Source organism: Candidatus Litorirhabdus singularis (genome assembly GCF_026262625.1).
Lineage (GTDB): Bacteria > Pseudomonadota > Gammaproteobacteria > Pseudomonadales > Halieaceae > Litorirhabdus > Litorirhabdus singularis.
Map to the genome: position 1 here is coordinate 206213 of NZ_SHNN01000002.1, position 16274 is coordinate 222486.

Genomic DNA, 16274 nt, shown 5'->3' on the forward strand with positions numbered 1-16274 from the left:
CCTCGCGCCTTGGTGAGCTTCAGCCGTCATTATGGCGCGCTGCGGCGCACTTGTCTTGACGCATATCAAACAAACTTCGCCTGCGTCGACAAAGCCTGTCGTGGGCGCCTAGTACCCGTTGAGAGTTGCGTAGCGGTCTTTGTGATAGCCCGAGTCCCCCAGCAGCTGCATAGCGACGCGAGAACGTTTCAGAAACAAGCCGATATCAAGTTCATCGGTAACGCCAATCCCGCCGTGCATTTGCACCGCCTCGTTGGTGACCAGCTTGGAGACATCGTTCATACGCGCCTTGGCCAGGCTGGCGATAGCGGGCAGGCCGGCAGGGTCATCATCAACCGCAGAGGCTGCGTGCATAACCACTGAGTTGCTCAGTTCCAGTTCCGTGTACATGATGGAAGCTCGGTGTTGCAGCGCCTGAAAGCTGCCGATTTTGACCCCGAACTGTTCACGCTCCTTGAGATATTCAACCGTGCGGTTAAAGGCCTCCCAGGCACTGCCTAGCAGTTCGGCGGCAAGTGCGATGCGCCCGCGGTCCAGCACTGGTTCCAGAATCGTCCAGCCGTCATCTACCGTGCCGAGTAACTGATCAGCGCCGACTGCGACATTCTCAAGTTCGATATTGGCGGCATTTCGGCCATCTACCATGGTGGTACGAGTGCGGGTGATGCCAGCGCTTGCTGCATCAACCAGAAACAGGGACAGCCCCTGGCTCTCACCTGCGGCACCACTGGTGCGAGCCACAAGGATCAATTGATCGGCACTGTGGCCATCCATGACAAATACTTTGCGGCCGTTAACAAGCCAGCCGCCGTCACTGGGATTGGCGCTGGTGGTGACACCCAGTGGATCATGATGATTGCCATCTTCGAGCGCCAGCGCTAACGTTATGGAGCCGTTAGCCAGCTGTGGCAGAAAATCGTTCTTCTGTTTTTCATTGCCGCCTAACACCAGCGCCGAGGCGCTCAGCACTGAGCTACTAATCAGGGGCGACGCTAATAGCGTGTGTCCGGTTTCTTCGATAATAGCCGCCAGACCCTGGAAGCCGAACTCAAGTCCGCCGTATTGCTCTGGGATGATAATGCCGGCCCAGCCGAGGTCGGCAATTTGCTGCCATAACTCAGCTGAGTAGCCCAGCGCATCGCGACTGTCGCGCAGCTTGCGGAATTCATCCACCGGTGAGTTGGTGAGCAGGAAGTCACGCGCAGTGCTTTGCAGCAGGGTTTGTTCTTCATTCAATACAAGAGACATGGTGATTCCTATTGCGGCAGTTGGAGAATGCGCTTGGCAATAATATTAAGCTGGATTTCGTGAGTGCCTCCAGCAATGGTCAGAGTTTTGGACATCGCCCATTGGCGCAGTGCCTGTTTTTCGGTGGCGCTAAATTCGTCGCCCTCCCAGCCTAGAGCCGAGCTACCCATCAGCGCCAACAGTGCTTCGCCCTTAAGGCGCTCGGCTTCGGTGCCCACGTACTTCATGATCAGCGGCGAGTTGCCCTGAATGTTGTGCATGCGCTCTTCAAACCCACGAAAGTGGGTGAGCCCTACGGCCTGAATATACATGTCGTATTCAGCCAGTTGACGTCTGATTTCGCTGTTGGCGATTTTTCCCTCGGCGTTATAACTGACATAGTCGCGGGCGATGGTGCGCGGATCTACCGAGGGTATATCGGTTCCCATCTCGGACATCAGTTTACGCTCGTGCTTGAGCAGTGATTTGGCCACAGACCAGCCTTTGTCCGCTTCACCGACCAGGTTTTCCTTCGGCACTTTGACATTGTCAAAAAACGTTTGGCAAAACTCCGACTCGCCGGAGATTAATTCGATCAGCGAAGTGCTAATACCTTCAGTTTCCATGTCGATGAGCAAAAAGCTGATACCTTCCTGCTTGATAGCATCGGTATTGGTGCGTACCAGGCAGAATATCCAGTCCGCCACGTCGGCACGGCTGGTCCATATTTTACTGCCGTTGACCAGGTAATGATCACCTTTGTCTTCGGCTCGACATTGCACGCCGGCCAGGTCAGAACCATAGCCCGGTTCGCTGTAGCCCTGGCACCAGCGATGCTCACCACGGACAATCGCGGTCAGGTACTTTTCTTTCTGCTGCTGATTGCCGTATTCCAGCAGGGCGGGCCCCAGCATCCAGATGCCCAGACTGACCAAGGGCGGCCTTGCGGCAATGGCTTTCATTTCATCTTTGAGAATCTTGGCCTGGGCCTCGTCAAGACCGCCTCCGCCATACTCGGCGGGCCACTCCGGCGCTGTCCAGCCCTTGTCACGCATGCGCTCAAACCAGAGCTGAGCGTCCGCGTTGGGAAATTCTGCGCGACGACCGCCCCAGTATTGCTCACCGGGTTGAGCCGGCGTGCGCTGGGATACCGGGCAATTGTCCGCGAGCCATTGGCGAACTTCACTGCGAAATTGATCGAGAGACTCCATCGACATACCTGCTAGATCCTTTTAAACGGCGCTCAGGTTACTCTGGGCGTAGCCGTTGGTTAAGTGTTAAATCGGCCCGAATGTTAACATTTTCGGTCAGCTACGGTGCGTTGACCGGGTATAGCTGTCTGTACCATCATGACGCGCCAGCAGCGACCGGTTGACCCTGTTAGGTGTCACGTGCAAGCTATTGTTTCATAAGTAAAAAAAGGAAAGGCCTGTTATGCAAAGATTCACTGGAAAGGTAGTCCTGGTTACCGGCGCAGGTAGTGGCATCGGCCGCGCCGCAGCGCAGCGATTGGCGGCCGAGGGAGGTAGTATTTTCTGTGTGGATTTGAACCTCGAGAGTGCCACCGAAACCGCAGCACTGATTACCGAGGCGGGGGGCATGGCAAAGCCACAGCGCTGTGATGTCAGCGATGAGGCACAGGTGGAGGCTTGCGTTGCGGCCTGTGTCGAGGCTTACGGAAGTCTCTCGGTGTTAGTGCATATGGCGGGCCTGCTCAAGTTTGAATGGACCCATGAGATGAGTCTAGAGGCCTGGAATCAGGTCATCGGCATTAATCTTACCGGCACGTTTCTGCTGTGCCGTGCCGCACTGCCGCATTTAATAGAGAGTCAGGGCAATATCGTTAACGCGGCTTCTACCGCGGCTTTGGCGGGTCTGCCGTGGGGTGCGGCTTACTCAGCCACCAAAGGTGGCGTGCTGGCCATGACGCGCTCTATTGCAGTGGAGTATGCCAAGCAAGGGGTGCGGGCCAACGCAGTATGCCCGGGTGATATAAAGACCAATATGACGTTTGATATCAGTATGCCGGCCAATATGGACCCGGCACTATTGACGCGTATAAGCTCACTGAACGGGCCCAAGGGCCCTGAAGTAGTGGCTGGTGTCATTGCGATGCTTGCCTCTGAAGATGGCGCCCATATTACCGGTGAATCGATACGCATGGATGGCGGAACGCTAGCCTGATAGCCGCTGCGTCAAATAGCCGCTGTTCTATTGCGGCTCTGCCAGCGTCAGTCGGAACTGGTTTTCCTCGCCGTTGCGCCATGTAGTGATCAGGATTGAGTCACCCGGGCGTTTCTTTTCCATAAAGCTGAGATAGTCATCGCTGTTACTAATGGTCGTGTCGTCGATCTGCACGATGATATCGCCCAGAACCACTTCGCCACGGCCGTTGCGCCATGCACCGGTCATGCCAGCATTGGCTGCGGGCAGTCCTGGAAACACCCGCACTATCGGTACACCCTCAATGCGTTGTCGGCTGAGCCAGCGGTCACTGGCTAGTTCGATACCGATTACCGGTCGAAACAGCCGTCCGTAGCTAATTAACTGAGGGACTACTTCCCTGACGGTGTTAATGGGTATGGCAAAGCCGATACCGGCACTACCACCGCTGGGACTATAGATGGCAGTGTTAACGCCAATCAGCTGACCGAGTGAGTTGAGTAGTGGGCCGCCGGAGTTGCCCGGATTAATGGCGGCATCAGTTTGTATCACGTTGCGAATTTTACGGCCGTTAACCGCGCCTATCTCGCGCCCAAGTGCGCTTACAACGCCTGTGGTCAGCGTAGTATCGAGCCCGAAGGGATTGCCGATGGCAATCACTTTTCTGCCCACCTCAAGCTCTAGTGAGTCACCTAGCGGGATCTGATTTAACCGTTCGGCAGGCGCTTCAATACGCAAAACGGCCAGGTCTTTCTCCGGCGCCACACCAATGACTTCTGCGCTCCATTCGGAGCGATCCTGTAGTTCGATAAGGATACGATTGGCGCCCTGAATGACATGGAAATTTGTCACGATAAGCCCGTTCTTATCCCATACGATGCCGGTACCAGAGCCACGCGGGATTTCTTCAACATTGTGCGAGAACAGGCTGCGACGCAGCGTTTTATTGGTGACGTGAACCACGGCCGGACTGGCTTTCTGGTAAATCTCCATGGTGTTAGCCTCATCTTCCGTATGGAAGCTGAGGTAGTCGGGCGCCGCTGCCGCCCACACTGGCATTAGCAGCAGCAGGCTTAGCAGTATAGGTCGAGCCATGCTCAGGGTTGGTAGCGTTGACCGAAGGCGCGAATACGATTGGCATTGGCGCCAAGGTCACTGACGCCGACGCGTGATACCGAACGCAGGTCCACTTCTGTTCCTGCCTCAGAGGCGCGGATGCGGATGTGGATATCATCAGTGAAGCCGAACCAGAAAGACTGGTAGGAGGCCTCTATCACGCCAATATGAGGTTCGCTGTTATAAATTACCCAATCCAGTGATTCGGCGACCCGGCTGGCGTGCTCAAAGGCTTCAGCGGGCGATTCGTCGGTAATGATAGTGGCAAGATCTGGATACGCCTCGCGCTGAATAGCGATTGCCTCCGGATTGATGACTACAGGGTTAGTGCCAATGGGACGGATTTTAGTGGCGGCTGAGGTAAACGCGGGGGGATCGTCGACGTCGGTAGAAATATCGTGTATTGCCGGGTAGTCGCCCGCCGAGCCCATTAGCGCACCGAATATCAATACCGGCGGAAATACCGGCAGCGACCAGAGAATCGCCTGACGCCGTCTATGCGCGAAACGGGGCATCAGACTGACCACACTCAGCCCAATTAATATCAGCAGGCAGCCAAGGCAGCTGAGGGCAAACAGGGGCAGCCCGATACTGAAATCGAGCAAGCCGACGCGGATGCCGATGACCGAAAACGGCAACATCAGCAGTAGGAATAAACCGCTGCGTCCGACCCAGCGGATCTTGTTAGAAGGTTCGGTCGGCTTATCCATGGCTAATTTCCAGTACGTAAAGCGGGTAGCATACCTTTGTCATCAGCTAATGCCTAGATGCAGGCACCGATGCCCCCATTTGCTCATGGAATGACCGTAGTCGATATTGCGGCCGCAAGCAGTCGATGGTCTACTGTCGCCCTCATCGTGATGGAGTAAAATCGAAAATGGACCGAGTCAAAGGCAAGGTGGCGATCGTGACTGGTGCGGCCAGCGGTATGGGTCGCGCGGATGCAGTGTTACTGGCACAACAGGGCGCACAGGTCGTGCTGACCGATCTGAATGAGAAGGACGGGATGGCCGCTGCCAAAAGTATTGGCGAGAACGCGTTGTTTATCCGCCATGATGTGACCGATGAAGATAACTGGAAGCTGGTCGTGGAGCGCACTCTGGAGCATTTTGGCAGGCTCGATATCCTGGTGAATAATGCGGGTCTGATGACGATGGGCAGTGTGGTTGATACTGATTTGGAGAGCTTTCGCCTGACTAATGCGGTTAACAGCGAAGGCGTATTTCTGGGTTGTAAGCATGCGATTCCAGCTATGGAAGCTTGCGGCGGCGGCGGTTCGATTATTAATATGTCTTCAGTCGCTGCACTGCATGGAATGTCTTTCATCATCGCCTATAGCGCTAGCAAGGGAGCGGTTGCCGCACTGACCAAGAGCGTTGCCTTGTACTGTCGCGAGCAGGCCAATGGTATTCGCTGCAATTCTATTCACCCAGACGGTGTGAAAACGCCGATGGTGGCAAAAGTTATGTCGGGGCGCGATACGGCAACGCAGGAAGAAATCGATGCCATAGCGGCGGCTGTACCCATGTGTGAACCAACCGATATTGCCAATCTGGTGCTGTACCTCGCCTCAGACGAGTCGGGGTTTGTGAACGGCGCCGAAATGGTGATCGACAACGCCGCCACTATCACTCCGCCTACGCCTCGAGTTTAGCTCGGCACAGGTGCCTGGCTTGTCGCGATGACTCGCGGCACGCGATTGTGCAGTCGAGTCAGAATCTCGTAGCCAATGGTGTCGGCATAGCTGGCGACTTCATTGGCGCTCAAATCCTTGCCCCACAGAATTACCTCGTCGCCGATAGCTACCGGCCCCAGGTCGGTAACGTCCACCGTAATCAGGTCCATAGACACTCTGCCGACCAGACGTGCGCGCTGACCGTTGATCAGTACCGGGGTACTATTGGCCGCATGGCGCGGATAACCATCCCCATAGCCTACTGGCACTGTGGCAATGCGACTATTACGCTGCGCAGTCCAGCTATTGGCGTAGCCAACGCTATCGCCGGCTACGATCTCACGCAGGGCCATGACTTCTGAGCGAAACGTCATTACCGGCTTTAATCGGCTCGCCAGTGGGTGGTCGTGAGAGAAGGGGGACTGGCCGTAGAGCATAAAGCCTGGCCGATTCCAGTCTGAGCGAGCCTGTGGCCAGCCTAACAGCGCCGGTGAGTTAGCTAAGCTGGAGAGGGTATTCAACGCCTGTGTATGTCGTTGGAACTGAGCTATCTGCTGGTCGGTAAATGTATTGTCGAGGTCATCCGCGCAGGCAAAGTGGGTAGCTATTACAATATTATCGGCTACCGCTGGCATGGACTGTAATTCGGCGTGCAGGCGTGCCGCCTGTGCTGGATCAAAACCGAGTCGGTGCATACCGGTGTCGAGCTTCAACCAGACCGTGAGCGGCGTGGCGGGTTTGACAGTAGCCAGCGCCGCCAGTTGATTGCGATTCTGTACCATCAGCCAGAAATTGTGTTGTGCTGCCAGCTGCAGTTCATCCTCTGAAAAGAATCCCTCCAGCAGTAAAATGGGTGAGTTGATGCCAGCCGCTCTGAGTTCCATGGCTTCTTCAATACAGGCCACCCCAAATGCCGGAGCCATGGTATCGAGTTGCGAGGCAACTAATATGGCGCCGTGGCCATAGGCATTGGCTTTGACTATGGGCATGGCCAAGCCGCCGCCCGTCAGCTGCTGTGCCAGTTCATAGTTGTGGCGCAGCGCGGTCAGATCGATAATGGCGCGAGTCGGGCGGCTCATCAGTAGGCGTACTTGTGTTGGCTAAACAAGGTCTGTGCCCGCAGCCATACATCTCCCGGTTCACCGTTCCCGATGGCTTTCCCATCGACCTCGGTGACCGGGGCAACTTCCTTGGTAGAACTCGACAGCCAGACTTCATCGGCATTGCGTAGCTCTGCTAATGTCACATCGCGCTCCAGCACGGAGATTTCACCGTCTGCGCGCAGCATATTGAGCAGCAGCAGGCGCGTAACACCCGGCAATATCTGGTGGTCGGTTGGCGGAGTAATGACAACGCCGTCCTTGACTATATACACGTTGCAAGCGCTGGCTTCAGTGAGCTCGCCAGCGTTATTGTAGAGAATAGTTTCATTATTACCGCCACGATAGCTTTGGTTGAAATGCATTACATTGCCAAGCAGAGCCGTTGATTTGATGTTGCAGCGTTTCCAGCGCAAGTCTTCGGCGGTGGTCACTGAGTAGCATTTGGTGGCCGATTTATCAGCCACGGGTGCCGGTGGGATATCAAAGGAGAATGCGAACAGCGTCGGTGTGATGCCTTCAGGGTAGGCATGAGAGCGTTTGGTATCTGCGCCTCGGCTGACATGCAGGTAGATGCCCAGGTCGCCGCCGCCGTTGTGTTCGATCAGCTGTTCGCACAGTGTCCGCCATTGCTGGGCACTGAAGTCTAGGTTGATATCAATAGCCTTCAGGCCCTCTTGCATACGCTCGATGTGAGCTTTGAAACCCACCATGCGCCCGCCGTAAGAGGGTATAACCTCATAGATGCCGTCGCCAAAGAGAAACCCCCGGTCCATCGGTGAAATGCGAGCTTCAGCCATCGGCAGGTAATCGCCGTCCAGATATACAATACTCATAGCAGGTCTCCAAACCCAGTCATCTTACGCAGTTGCAGCAACACCGACTCGCCAGTTTCGACAGGAAGACCATCTTCCGTCAAGGTGTTTTGCCGGGTAACGCCATCGACACTGCCGTGGGCAGACAGGTAGGCAAGGGTGTTGCGAGTAGAGAGTGTGCCAAGCAGGTCCTGTCCCTGCCAATACCCAATTATAGCTATAAGCCCTAGCGCGCCCCAGTTAGATACATCGGCCACCAGCAGTTCGTCGCAACAGGTTATTGTTGGTTCTATGTCGAAATTGAGTAGATGCTCGTGCACATTGCCCATACCTATTTCATTGCCACCATCACCGATGGCAATCGTCGGGCAGCTGGCCTGGTTAAGGAAATCGTCGAAACAGGCGCAGCGCTCACTGATGTCTTCGCCACGTATATTACTGTAATGGCCGCGGGCTGATAGCCCGGGGCGCTCAATGGAAACAATCGCTTCGGGCTGCCAGAGTTGCAAGGCCGCACTTGCCTCTGCCTGTCTTGAATTGCGGCCACCGACCGCAATTTCATGAACCCGGTAATTCTGTTTCAAAACGCGGGACAGCGGTGGGCCACAGACGAGGACAGGGTGCGCGCCGATAGCCTGGAGAGTTTGATAGAGCGCTATGGCGCCCACCGGGCCATCGGTTTCAAAGGTGTCTAGTACGGGGAAACCGGTGCCGATAAGTACCGTGCCACGGACCGTATTAAGCACCCGCGCCGCGCGAGCGTAATATCCCGCTGGCAGAACATTACGAATACTGGCCATGCCGCGCGGATTACGTGCAACCAGTAGCTCTTCGATCGCCGGACTCAGCTGCTCCTCGCTCAGTGCAGTTTGTTCACTCACAGGGCAGCGCCTGCAGTCGACTATAGCGGCTGGCGGCAAGGTGCAGTGCGTTGTGTGCGGTGTACTGGGTGACTGCGGTAAAGCTAACTTCGGCGCCGGGCATCAGTTGGCCTAGCAGTGCGGTATCCAGCGATAGTGCCGAGCCTATTTTAGGATAACCACCGATGGTCTGACGATCGTTAAGCAGCACGATGGGTTGACCATCAGCTGGAATCTGAATGGCACCGTGACAGATACCCTCCGACAGGATGCCCTCAATATCACAGCTTATGGCAGGGCCGTGCAGGCGATAGCCCATGCGATCGGCACGGTCTGTAACCTGATACCGAGCGCTGAAAAAACGCCGCTGTTGCAGGCGGCTGAACTGCTGCTGTTGATAGCCTGGTATAACCCGGACTTGAATCTGGTCACTGTAGTGCGGGCGCTGCTCAATCGGCAGGTTCAGGCACGGCCGCGCTGCGGTTTGAACGCAAGGCAGCACATCGTTCTTGGCGAGACGATTGCCGTTCAAACCGCCGATGCCTTCGCGCGGTACTGTGGAGGTACTGCCAAACTGGGGTGTTACGGTGAAGCCACCCGCGACTGCCAGATAGCAGCGACAGAATCGTCTGGCAAAGCCAAAGCCGAGCATGTCTCCGGCGCGGACTGCGTGGCTACGCCATATTTCCCGCTCTGCGCCGTTGATGGTAAAGGGGCTGTCACCGCCCGTCACGGCGATCATGGTGTCGTGCAAGACCTCAAGCTGCAGGCCACCGAAGCTGATTTCTAATGCGGTGGTGTCCAGCGGGTTGTGCAGTAGCGCATTGGCACAGCGCTGTGCGGGCAGATCCAGTGGTCCACCACAGGTGAGCCCCAGCCGATGCTGGCCAAAGCGTCCACCGTCCTGCAATAGGCTTAGCATGCCCGGTTGCAGCACTCGCAGTCCGGTCATAGCTGGCCTCCCAATTCCAGATAGCGCTGGCGACTGACGGCTTCAAAACGTACCCGGTCGCCAACGCTAACAGGCATATTAGGTTCGTTATTCGGGTCGAACATAGGTTGTGGGCAAAGTCCGATAAGATTCCAGCCGCCCGGGGATGGCGCCGGGTAAACGGCAGTTTGCGCATCAGCGATGGCGACTGCGCCGGCCGGTACTTTTTGTCGGGGCGTGGTCTTGCGGGGAGTCGCTATGCGTGGATCGACCTCACCGAGGTAGGCAAACCCTGGGGCAAAGCCAATGGCGTAAACGCGATACTCTGTCGCCTGATGAATATCGATGACTTGTTCTGGCGTCAGCCCGGCTGTTTCAGCCAGACTCTGCAGATCGGGACCGGACTCGTGGTCATACCAGACCGGCAGGTGCACCAGACGGCCGCTATCCGGGGCTGTCGATTGTGTTGCTATAAGAGCCAGCCGGACGCGGCTGTGCACGCTGAGGTGATCGGTAGTCAGAGGTTGGTAGATAACCAGAACGGAAGCGTAGGAGGGCACCAGATCAATCAGGTCCGCGCCCAGGGCCACCTCAATGTCCTTGCAGGCCTGTTGCACCCTTGCGGAGACCTCCGGGCTCTGACCTTCGCCCAGGTAAACCATAACTGCGTTTTCGCCGGCGCTGTGTATCTCCAGCACGCTCAGACCTGCCGCTGCGCGTCTACCAGTGCGCGAATTTCGCGAATGGCTTGCACGCCGGCTGGGTTATCACCGTGCACACATAGCGTATCGGCGACCATAGGCAGTGTCGCGCCGCTGACCGTGGTAACCGTGGCGCTACTGCAAATTTGGCGTACCTGCGCCAGCATTCGCTCTTGATTGTGCACCGCGCCTGGCTGGCTGCGCGCCAATAGTGCGCCCTGATCGTCGTAGCAGCGGTCAGCAAAGGCTTCGAACCAGACTTCCACATTAGCGGCGGCGGCTTCGGCGCGGTGCAGGTCCTGCTCCGGCGTGGCCTGTAGCATATAGATAAGCGGACGATGGTAGCTGGCGATCGCCTCGAAGATCGCAGCGCGCACTGTGCCCATCGCCATCATATCGTTGTAGAGAGCCCCGTGTGGCTTTACGTAGCGCATTTTCACTCCACAACTGGCGGCCATGCCGTCCAGAGCAGCAATCTGATAGAGCACACTGGCCACGATCTCCTCATGGGAACAGCGCATGGATCTGCGGCCAAAGCCGACCAGATCCGGGTAGGCGGGGTGCGCACCGACCGTAACGTTATGTCTGGCAGCTAACTGCAGGGTGCGATGAATGGTGACCGGGTCGCCTGCGTGAAAGCCGGTAGCAATGTTAGCCTGGTGGATGTGCGGCATAACCTGCTCATCGAGACCCATGTCCCAACTGCCAAAGCTTTCTCCCAAGTCACAGTTCAGTTGCATTGCTTTGCTCCCTATTGGCCGTTAACAGACCCACTATAACGCGGTGTCTGCGCTGGCAGTATCACTGTAAATAGGTAGGCCTAAAAATTCCAGTTAAATCCATTAAAAACAATAGGATAGTCGCAATACCTAAGTCGTAAAATAGCTCTATGGGAGCGCGGTGAAGCCGCAGTGAAAGCCGTGCGGTATGTGGTTACGCAGGGGTACAGAAGCGATTTCTTCATCGAGATTGGTGGCATCCAGTATCAGCAGCTCGGAAAGCTTTGTATTGGCATCGTAAATCACCGCCAGAATGTAGCCATCGCCTTCGTCAGCATCAGGGCTGCGTGGCACAAAGATTGGCTCCGAGGTATAGCGTGCCGGGCCGCAGTCATAGGCTGAAGCTTCGCCGCGCAGCAAGTCTATACGCTGTATCGCATTATAGAAGCCCGGGGTTTCGTTCTCGCAGATGCCGGCGGTATAAATAAATCGTGACTCCTGCCCGGTTCGACGCATATCCCACTGCGGAAATTCACAGGGCACGGCGCAAGGCAGTGCCTCAGTGCTGGAAGCTCCGGTGTTGAGGTTAAAGCGGAACCGGCGCATGGCACCGGTAGCCGGTCGCGGTTGGCTGAACAGGTTGCGTGAAAATGCAGTACCCACTTCGGCATCCTCATCATTCATCGCCACCACATCTATAAACAGCTCGCCATCTTTCTCCCAACAATTGGAGCTATGAGCGTACATGAATGGCTCGACTTCAAAGGTGCGAACCAGGCTGAAATCCTCCAGTGCCACCACGTAGACTTTCATGCCGAGCTCGGCTCGAAACGCCATATTGTTGTCAATGGTGTCGCGGGCGGTAATGACCTTAAATAGACTGCCAAAGGTAACCGGCATGACCATAAATACCAGATAATTCTCAGTCATGGCGTTGTCGTGACAGAACGCCATGCTATCAATCGCGACGTTGCCGCGGCGCGCCATCTTGCCCTGTTGATCAATTTGATAAAGACTCAACTGTGGACCCTTTAGGCCGCCGCCCATGCCGAAATTGAAATAATCTCCCGTGCGCGGATGCAGTTTGCCGTGGGCACTGAAGGTGTCCATGCCCTTCAGAGCTCCGTCAAAGTCCTCTGGTCCTATGGTGGCAAGTGTATCGAGATCAAGGCGCCAGGGCAGGCCACCTTCAAATAGTGTTAGTAGCTTGCCGCCGTGGTAAACAATGCTGGTGTTGGCGGCGTTGGCAGGCATATGCAAATTCCGGAAAAATCCGCCTGGCGCATTGTGCCCATAGCTGCGGTAGCGAACTTGCTGAGCTTCGGTTTCGTCAACATATTTGGGGGTCTTCACAAAGCTGCAACGGTAATCCACAGCGCCGTTTTCGATCCGAAACGTGTGCACGCAGCCGTCGCCATCGAACCAATGGCCAAACTTTTTGCCAGCCAGTTCATTGCGCGCGGGACCATTACGCAGGAAAATCCCTTGCAGCGTCTCGGGTATCTTGCCGCGAATCTGGCTGGCATCGATATGATAGGAAAGATCGTCAGTGCCCGTACGAAAGCCTGAGACGTGCGCCATAAGTGGATCTTGCCAAGGCTTTTGATGGTTAGTGGTCTGCTCAGTTTGCATGGTCGACTCCGGTTATTGTTATTTTTTGCGCTGCGCTTGAGTCTGCGTCTAACTAATTTCAGACGCTGCGGCGCCTGCTGTACGACTAATCATAGCTGGCCGGTGCTAACTCCAGACTGTTGGCTAGGGCCATATTGTGTTCGATCCACAAAGTCGCCGTTTCCGTTTTCAGTAACGTCTCTATTTTATCCATGGACGCTCTAGTTTGGGCTGGATCGGTATTAAATTCCGGGATTGCATGCTTTTCTACGGAGGCTTCGAAATGGTAAAGATCGCCAGACAATAGAACTGTGCCAGTATTGGCGAGGCGCACCAGCAGTACCTGATGTCCGGGGGTGTGTCCGGGGGCGGGGATTATCATCACCGTGCCATCGCCAAAAACATCGTAGTCGTCGTCGAGTAAAACGCGTGGATTGTCCGCGACTGAGGCGTAAAGGCTGAGGTCATAGAATGTGTTCGACTCTGCGTTCTCGAATGCTGCTGTGTATTCTTTATTGGCGATAAGTAAGGTGGCCTTTGGGAATGCGCTAATAGCACCGACGTGGTCAAAGTGCATGTGTGAGGGTGCTATGAAACTGATGTCGTCAGGAGTAAGCGCAAGTTTTTTCAGCTGCTGCAGTAGTGACCTGTCGTATTGCATCCAGGAGCCTGGTTGCAGATCGATTTTGCCGGCACCTGCTATCTCCAGCGGTAAACCGAAGTCCCAAAGTAGTAAACCCTTTTCATGTTGTATCAGGTAGCAGGGGACAAACAGTTCTCGCACCTCTGTGGCATCGTCGCCCAAGCCAAATGCCGTAATGGATTCGAAGTTCAACTTGCCGCAGTCGAAGACGGTAAGTTGCGGGCCTGCGCTGGCCAGACTTGCTGCGCTGAGCAGCACGGCCAAACTTACGGTTCGCAGCAGCAGTGACGAGAGGTTCGCCAAAGAGGCGTAGTGGCTGTGTCTTGCAATAACCTGCTTTAGTCTTACGTAATGCATAACCTTGCCGTTGTCAGAAATCGTGAAGCTTAGTGTCAGTGATATTGAGTTATTTCACAACCTTGAGGTAATAGCAGATGTGTTAGCGCAGGCATTCTGGTTGTACTTGGAATTTGTTGTTCAGTCTGCATAATAGTCGCCCCTAGGAGAATACCCGTGACCGACAGACAGACCCTGACCCACCTGCTCAACACCCTGACACCGACTGTGGTAGACGGTGATAATTTTACGGCTGCTAATACCCACCCGGAAGGGCCGCGCCTTTACGGTGGACAAGTGCTGGCGCAGACCCTGCGCGCGGCGGTGATGACAATAGAGCCGGACCGGCGGGTGCATTCCCAGCACGCGTATTTTCTGCGACCCGGTGATCCAGCTGTAGCGGTTGAGTTGGAGGTAGAGCGCGCTCGAGACGGCGGCAGTTTCAGTTCTCGTAGAGTGGTCGCCCACCAGCATGGCAGACCGATTCTGGTCAGTTCGTTGTCGTTTCAAAAACCCGAACAGAGCGACGAGTATGCGCTGGAGATGCCGGACATTCCAGGACCCGAAGGCCTGCAGAGCGAGCGCGCCCGTGAACTGGCCAATGGCGAGATTAACCCGCAGTTTATGATTGTTACCGGCTCCGACCTGGACGTCCGCGTGGTCAATCCGGTGGACTGGGTTAAGCCAGTAGCTAGGGAGCCAGTGCTGCAGGCCTGGATGAAGACCACTGCCCCGGTAGCCGATGAGCCCGGTTTGCACGAGGGTCTGCTCGCCTATATGTCAGACGCATTTCTGATCGACGTCGCGTTAATTACCCATGGCAAGCACTATAGCGAGGGCATGCAGTGCGCAAGTCTGGATCATGCTATCTGGTTTCATGCCCCTTTCAGGGCCGATGAGTGGCTACTGCATATCACTGAGGCGCAACGGCTAGGTGGCGGCAGAGGACTTAGTCACGGTCGTTTCTACAATACAGCGGGCGCGCTGGTAGCGACCTGTATGCAGGAATCATTGATGCGGCAACTGTAACAGTCGCCGCCCAATGCGCCCGGGCTAGCCTAGACTCGCTCGATAATAATAGCCGGTGCCATGCCGCCACCCGCGCACATGGTAATCAGGCCGCGTTGCAGATCACGGCGCTCCAACTCATCGAGCATGGTGCCGATCAAAATCGAACCGGTGGCGCCAATCGGGTGCCCCAGCGCCATGGCACCGCCGTTAACATTGACCTTGTCACGATCCAGATTGAGATCCCGAATAAACTTCTCCGCGACTACGGCAAAGGCCTCATTGATTTCAAACAGATCGATATCTGCCAACTCTAACCCCGCCCGCGCCAACACTTTGCGTGCAGCAGGTACCGGTGCGTTCAGCATCAGAGTAGGGCAGTCGCCCATGTTGGTCATTGCCACAATACGTGCGCGTGGCTTCAGGCCATTGGCGCGAGCGTAGTCTGGCGAAGCCAGTAGCACCGCGGCTGCACCGTCTACTACGCCTGACGAATTGCCGGCATGATGGACGTGGTTGATGTCGAGCCCGGGATACTTTTGCTGCATCAGACCACGGAAAGTCAGTCCTGATTCGTCCAGCGCATAGTCGGCCAGTGCAGCAAAGGATGGCTTCAGATCAGCCAATCCCTGAGCAGTGGTTTGTGGCCGCGGAAACTCTTCGTGATCCAGTGCGAGGCTGCCGTCATCGTTGTAAACTGGAATCAGACTGCGCTCGAAGTGACCGTTCTTTATGGCGTGATCGGCGCGTTGCTGTGACACCATTGCCAGCTCATCCAATGCTTCACGGGGGATGCCCTCCAGCGTGGCAATAGTGTCCGCACACAGCCCCTGATGGGTCTGTGGATGCAACTGGCGCAGGTGGGTGTTGCCCTGGTCCATAATGGGGAAGCGCTTAAACTGGCCGCTGAGGGACATCATTTCGGTGCCACCGCCGATGCTGAGGTCCTCCATGCCGGCCATAATATTGGCCGCAGCTATATTTACTGCGGTGATACCGGATCCGCAAAAGCGGTCTAGCGTCATGCCGCTAGAGCGCACGTCATAGCCAGCGTCCAGAGCGCACATACGTCCCAAGTCTCCGGCTTGAGGCCCCATTTGGGCGCTGGTGCCCCAGACGATGTCGTCGACATCAGCAGTAGCAAAGCCATTTCGCTGTGCCAGTGCCTCCAGTACAGTCGCACCCAGGCGCTGTGGGTGACATTCTGCGAGCGCGCCTTTGCCGGGCTTACCAATGCCGCGGGGTGTGCGACAAGCGTCTATGATCCAGGCTTCTGACATGTGAATCTCCATCGTAATTATAAGAGTGCTGCATTTTCTGACTCGGGACGCGTGAATGCAAGCGCGGTCTAGCGCTCATGGATATGGCA

16 protein-coding genes are annotated in these 16274 nt (G+C 55.9%); 3 read left to right on the plus strand and 13 right to left on the minus strand.

The window, feature by feature from the left end; genetic code table 11:
* Positions 1-108: 108 nt before the first annotated feature.
* Both EYC98_RS09310 and EYC98_RS09315 read right to left on the minus strand, forming a co-directional pair.
* Positions 109-1248 carry an acyl-CoA dehydrogenase family protein gene (locus tag EYC98_RS09310; RefSeq protein WP_279245075.1) on the minus strand — a complete coding sequence of 380 codons (1140 nt, stop codon included), beginning with the start codon at positions 1246-1248 and terminating at the stop codon, positions 109-111.
* 8 nt (positions 1249-1256) lie between these two features.
* Positions 1257-2438, minus strand: a complete 1182-nt coding sequence (locus EYC98_RS09315) for an acyl-CoA dehydrogenase family protein (RefSeq protein WP_279246060.1) — start codon at positions 2436-2438, stop codon at positions 1257-1259.
* 223 nt (positions 2439-2661) lie between these two features.
* Here EYC98_RS09315 and EYC98_RS09320 point away from each other — a divergent pair, with 223 nt between their 5' ends.
* Positions 2662-3411, plus strand: a complete 750-nt coding sequence (locus EYC98_RS09320) for an SDR family NAD(P)-dependent oxidoreductase (protein WP_279245076.1) — start codon at positions 2662-2664, stop codon at positions 3409-3411.
* 27 nt (positions 3412-3438) lie between these two features.
* Here EYC98_RS09320 and EYC98_RS09325 read toward each other — a convergent pair whose 3' ends face one another.
* Entirely contained in the window at positions 3439-4485 is a 1047-nt protein-coding gene (locus EYC98_RS09325; RefSeq protein WP_279245077.1) for a S1C family serine protease, read from the minus strand.
* A 2-nt stretch (positions 4486-4487) separates the two neighbouring features.
* Entirely contained in the window at positions 4488-5216 is a 729-nt protein-coding gene (locus EYC98_RS09330) for a DUF1499 domain-containing protein (protein ID WP_279245078.1), read from the minus strand.
* Between the two features lie 167 nt (positions 5217-5383).
* Here EYC98_RS09330 and EYC98_RS09335 point away from each other — a divergent pair, with 167 nt between their 5' ends.
* Positions 5384-6160: a glucose 1-dehydrogenase gene (locus tag EYC98_RS09335; protein WP_279245079.1), complete on the plus strand. Its 777-nt coding sequence runs from the start codon at positions 5384-5386 to the stop codon at positions 6158-6160.
* Here the strand turns inward: EYC98_RS09335 and alr are convergent.
* From alr to EYC98_RS09375, 8 genes are all read right to left on the minus strand, one after another.
* A complete protein-coding gene (alr, locus tag EYC98_RS09340; protein ID WP_279245080.1) occupies positions 6157-7260 on the minus strand; it encodes an alanine racemase in 1104 nt (367 codons plus the stop codon). The two genes, EYC98_RS09335 and alr, sit on opposite strands and share 4 nt — an antisense overlap.
* Positions 7260-8117, minus strand: coding sequence for a D-amino acid aminotransferase (locus EYC98_RS09345; RefSeq protein WP_279245081.1), 858 nt, complete (start codon positions 8115-8117; stop codon positions 7260-7262). Before EYC98_RS09345 ends, alr begins: the two co-directional genes overlap by 1 nt.
* Positions 8114-8977: a glutamate cyclase domain-containing protein gene (locus tag EYC98_RS09350; RefSeq protein ID WP_279245082.1), complete on the minus strand. Its 864-nt coding sequence runs from the start codon at positions 8975-8977 to the stop codon at positions 8114-8116. Before EYC98_RS09350 ends, EYC98_RS09345 begins: the two co-directional genes overlap by 4 nt.
* Positions 8970-9908 carry a 5-oxoprolinase subunit C family protein gene (locus EYC98_RS09355; protein ID WP_279245083.1) on the minus strand — a complete coding sequence of 313 codons (939 nt, stop codon included), beginning with the start codon at positions 9906-9908 and terminating at the stop codon, positions 8970-8972. The genes EYC98_RS09350 and EYC98_RS09355 overlap by 8 nt, the downstream gene beginning before the upstream one ends.
* The gene (pxpB, locus tag EYC98_RS09360) at positions 9905-10585 is read right to left on the minus strand and encodes a 5-oxoprolinase subunit PxpB (protein ID WP_279245084.1); all 681 of its coding nucleotides are present in this window, start codon (positions 10583-10585) and stop codon (positions 9905-9907) included. Before pxpB ends, EYC98_RS09355 begins: the two co-directional genes overlap by 4 nt.
* A 2-nt stretch (positions 10586-10587) precedes the next feature.
* Positions 10588-11328, minus strand: coding sequence for a 5-oxoprolinase subunit PxpA (locus EYC98_RS09365; protein WP_279245085.1), 741 nt, complete (start codon positions 11326-11328; stop codon positions 10588-10590).
* 147 nt (positions 11329-11475) lie between these two features.
* The gene (locus EYC98_RS09370) at positions 11476-12939 is read right to left on the minus strand and encodes a carotenoid oxygenase family protein (RefSeq protein WP_279245086.1); all 1464 of its coding nucleotides are present in this window, start codon (positions 12937-12939) and stop codon (positions 11476-11478) included.
* Positions 12940-13024: 85 nt separating this feature from the next.
* Positions 13025-13918, minus strand: a complete 894-nt coding sequence (locus EYC98_RS09375) for an N-acyl homoserine lactonase family protein (RefSeq protein WP_279245087.1) — start codon at positions 13916-13918, stop codon at positions 13025-13027.
* Positions 13919-14074: 156 nt separating this feature from the next.
* Between EYC98_RS09375 and EYC98_RS09380 the strand changes: the two genes are divergently transcribed.
* Positions 14075-14926, plus strand: coding sequence for an acyl-CoA thioesterase (locus tag EYC98_RS09380; RefSeq protein ID WP_279245088.1), 852 nt, complete (start codon positions 14075-14077; stop codon positions 14924-14926).
* 29 nt (positions 14927-14955) lie between these two features.
* Here the strand turns inward: EYC98_RS09380 and EYC98_RS09385 are convergent, their stop codons facing one another.
* The gene (locus tag EYC98_RS09385) at positions 14956-16185 is read right to left on the minus strand and encodes an acetyl-CoA C-acetyltransferase (RefSeq protein ID WP_279245089.1); all 1230 of its coding nucleotides are present in this window, start codon (positions 16183-16185) and stop codon (positions 14956-14958) included.
* Between the last annotated feature and the right edge of the window lie 89 nt (positions 16186-16274).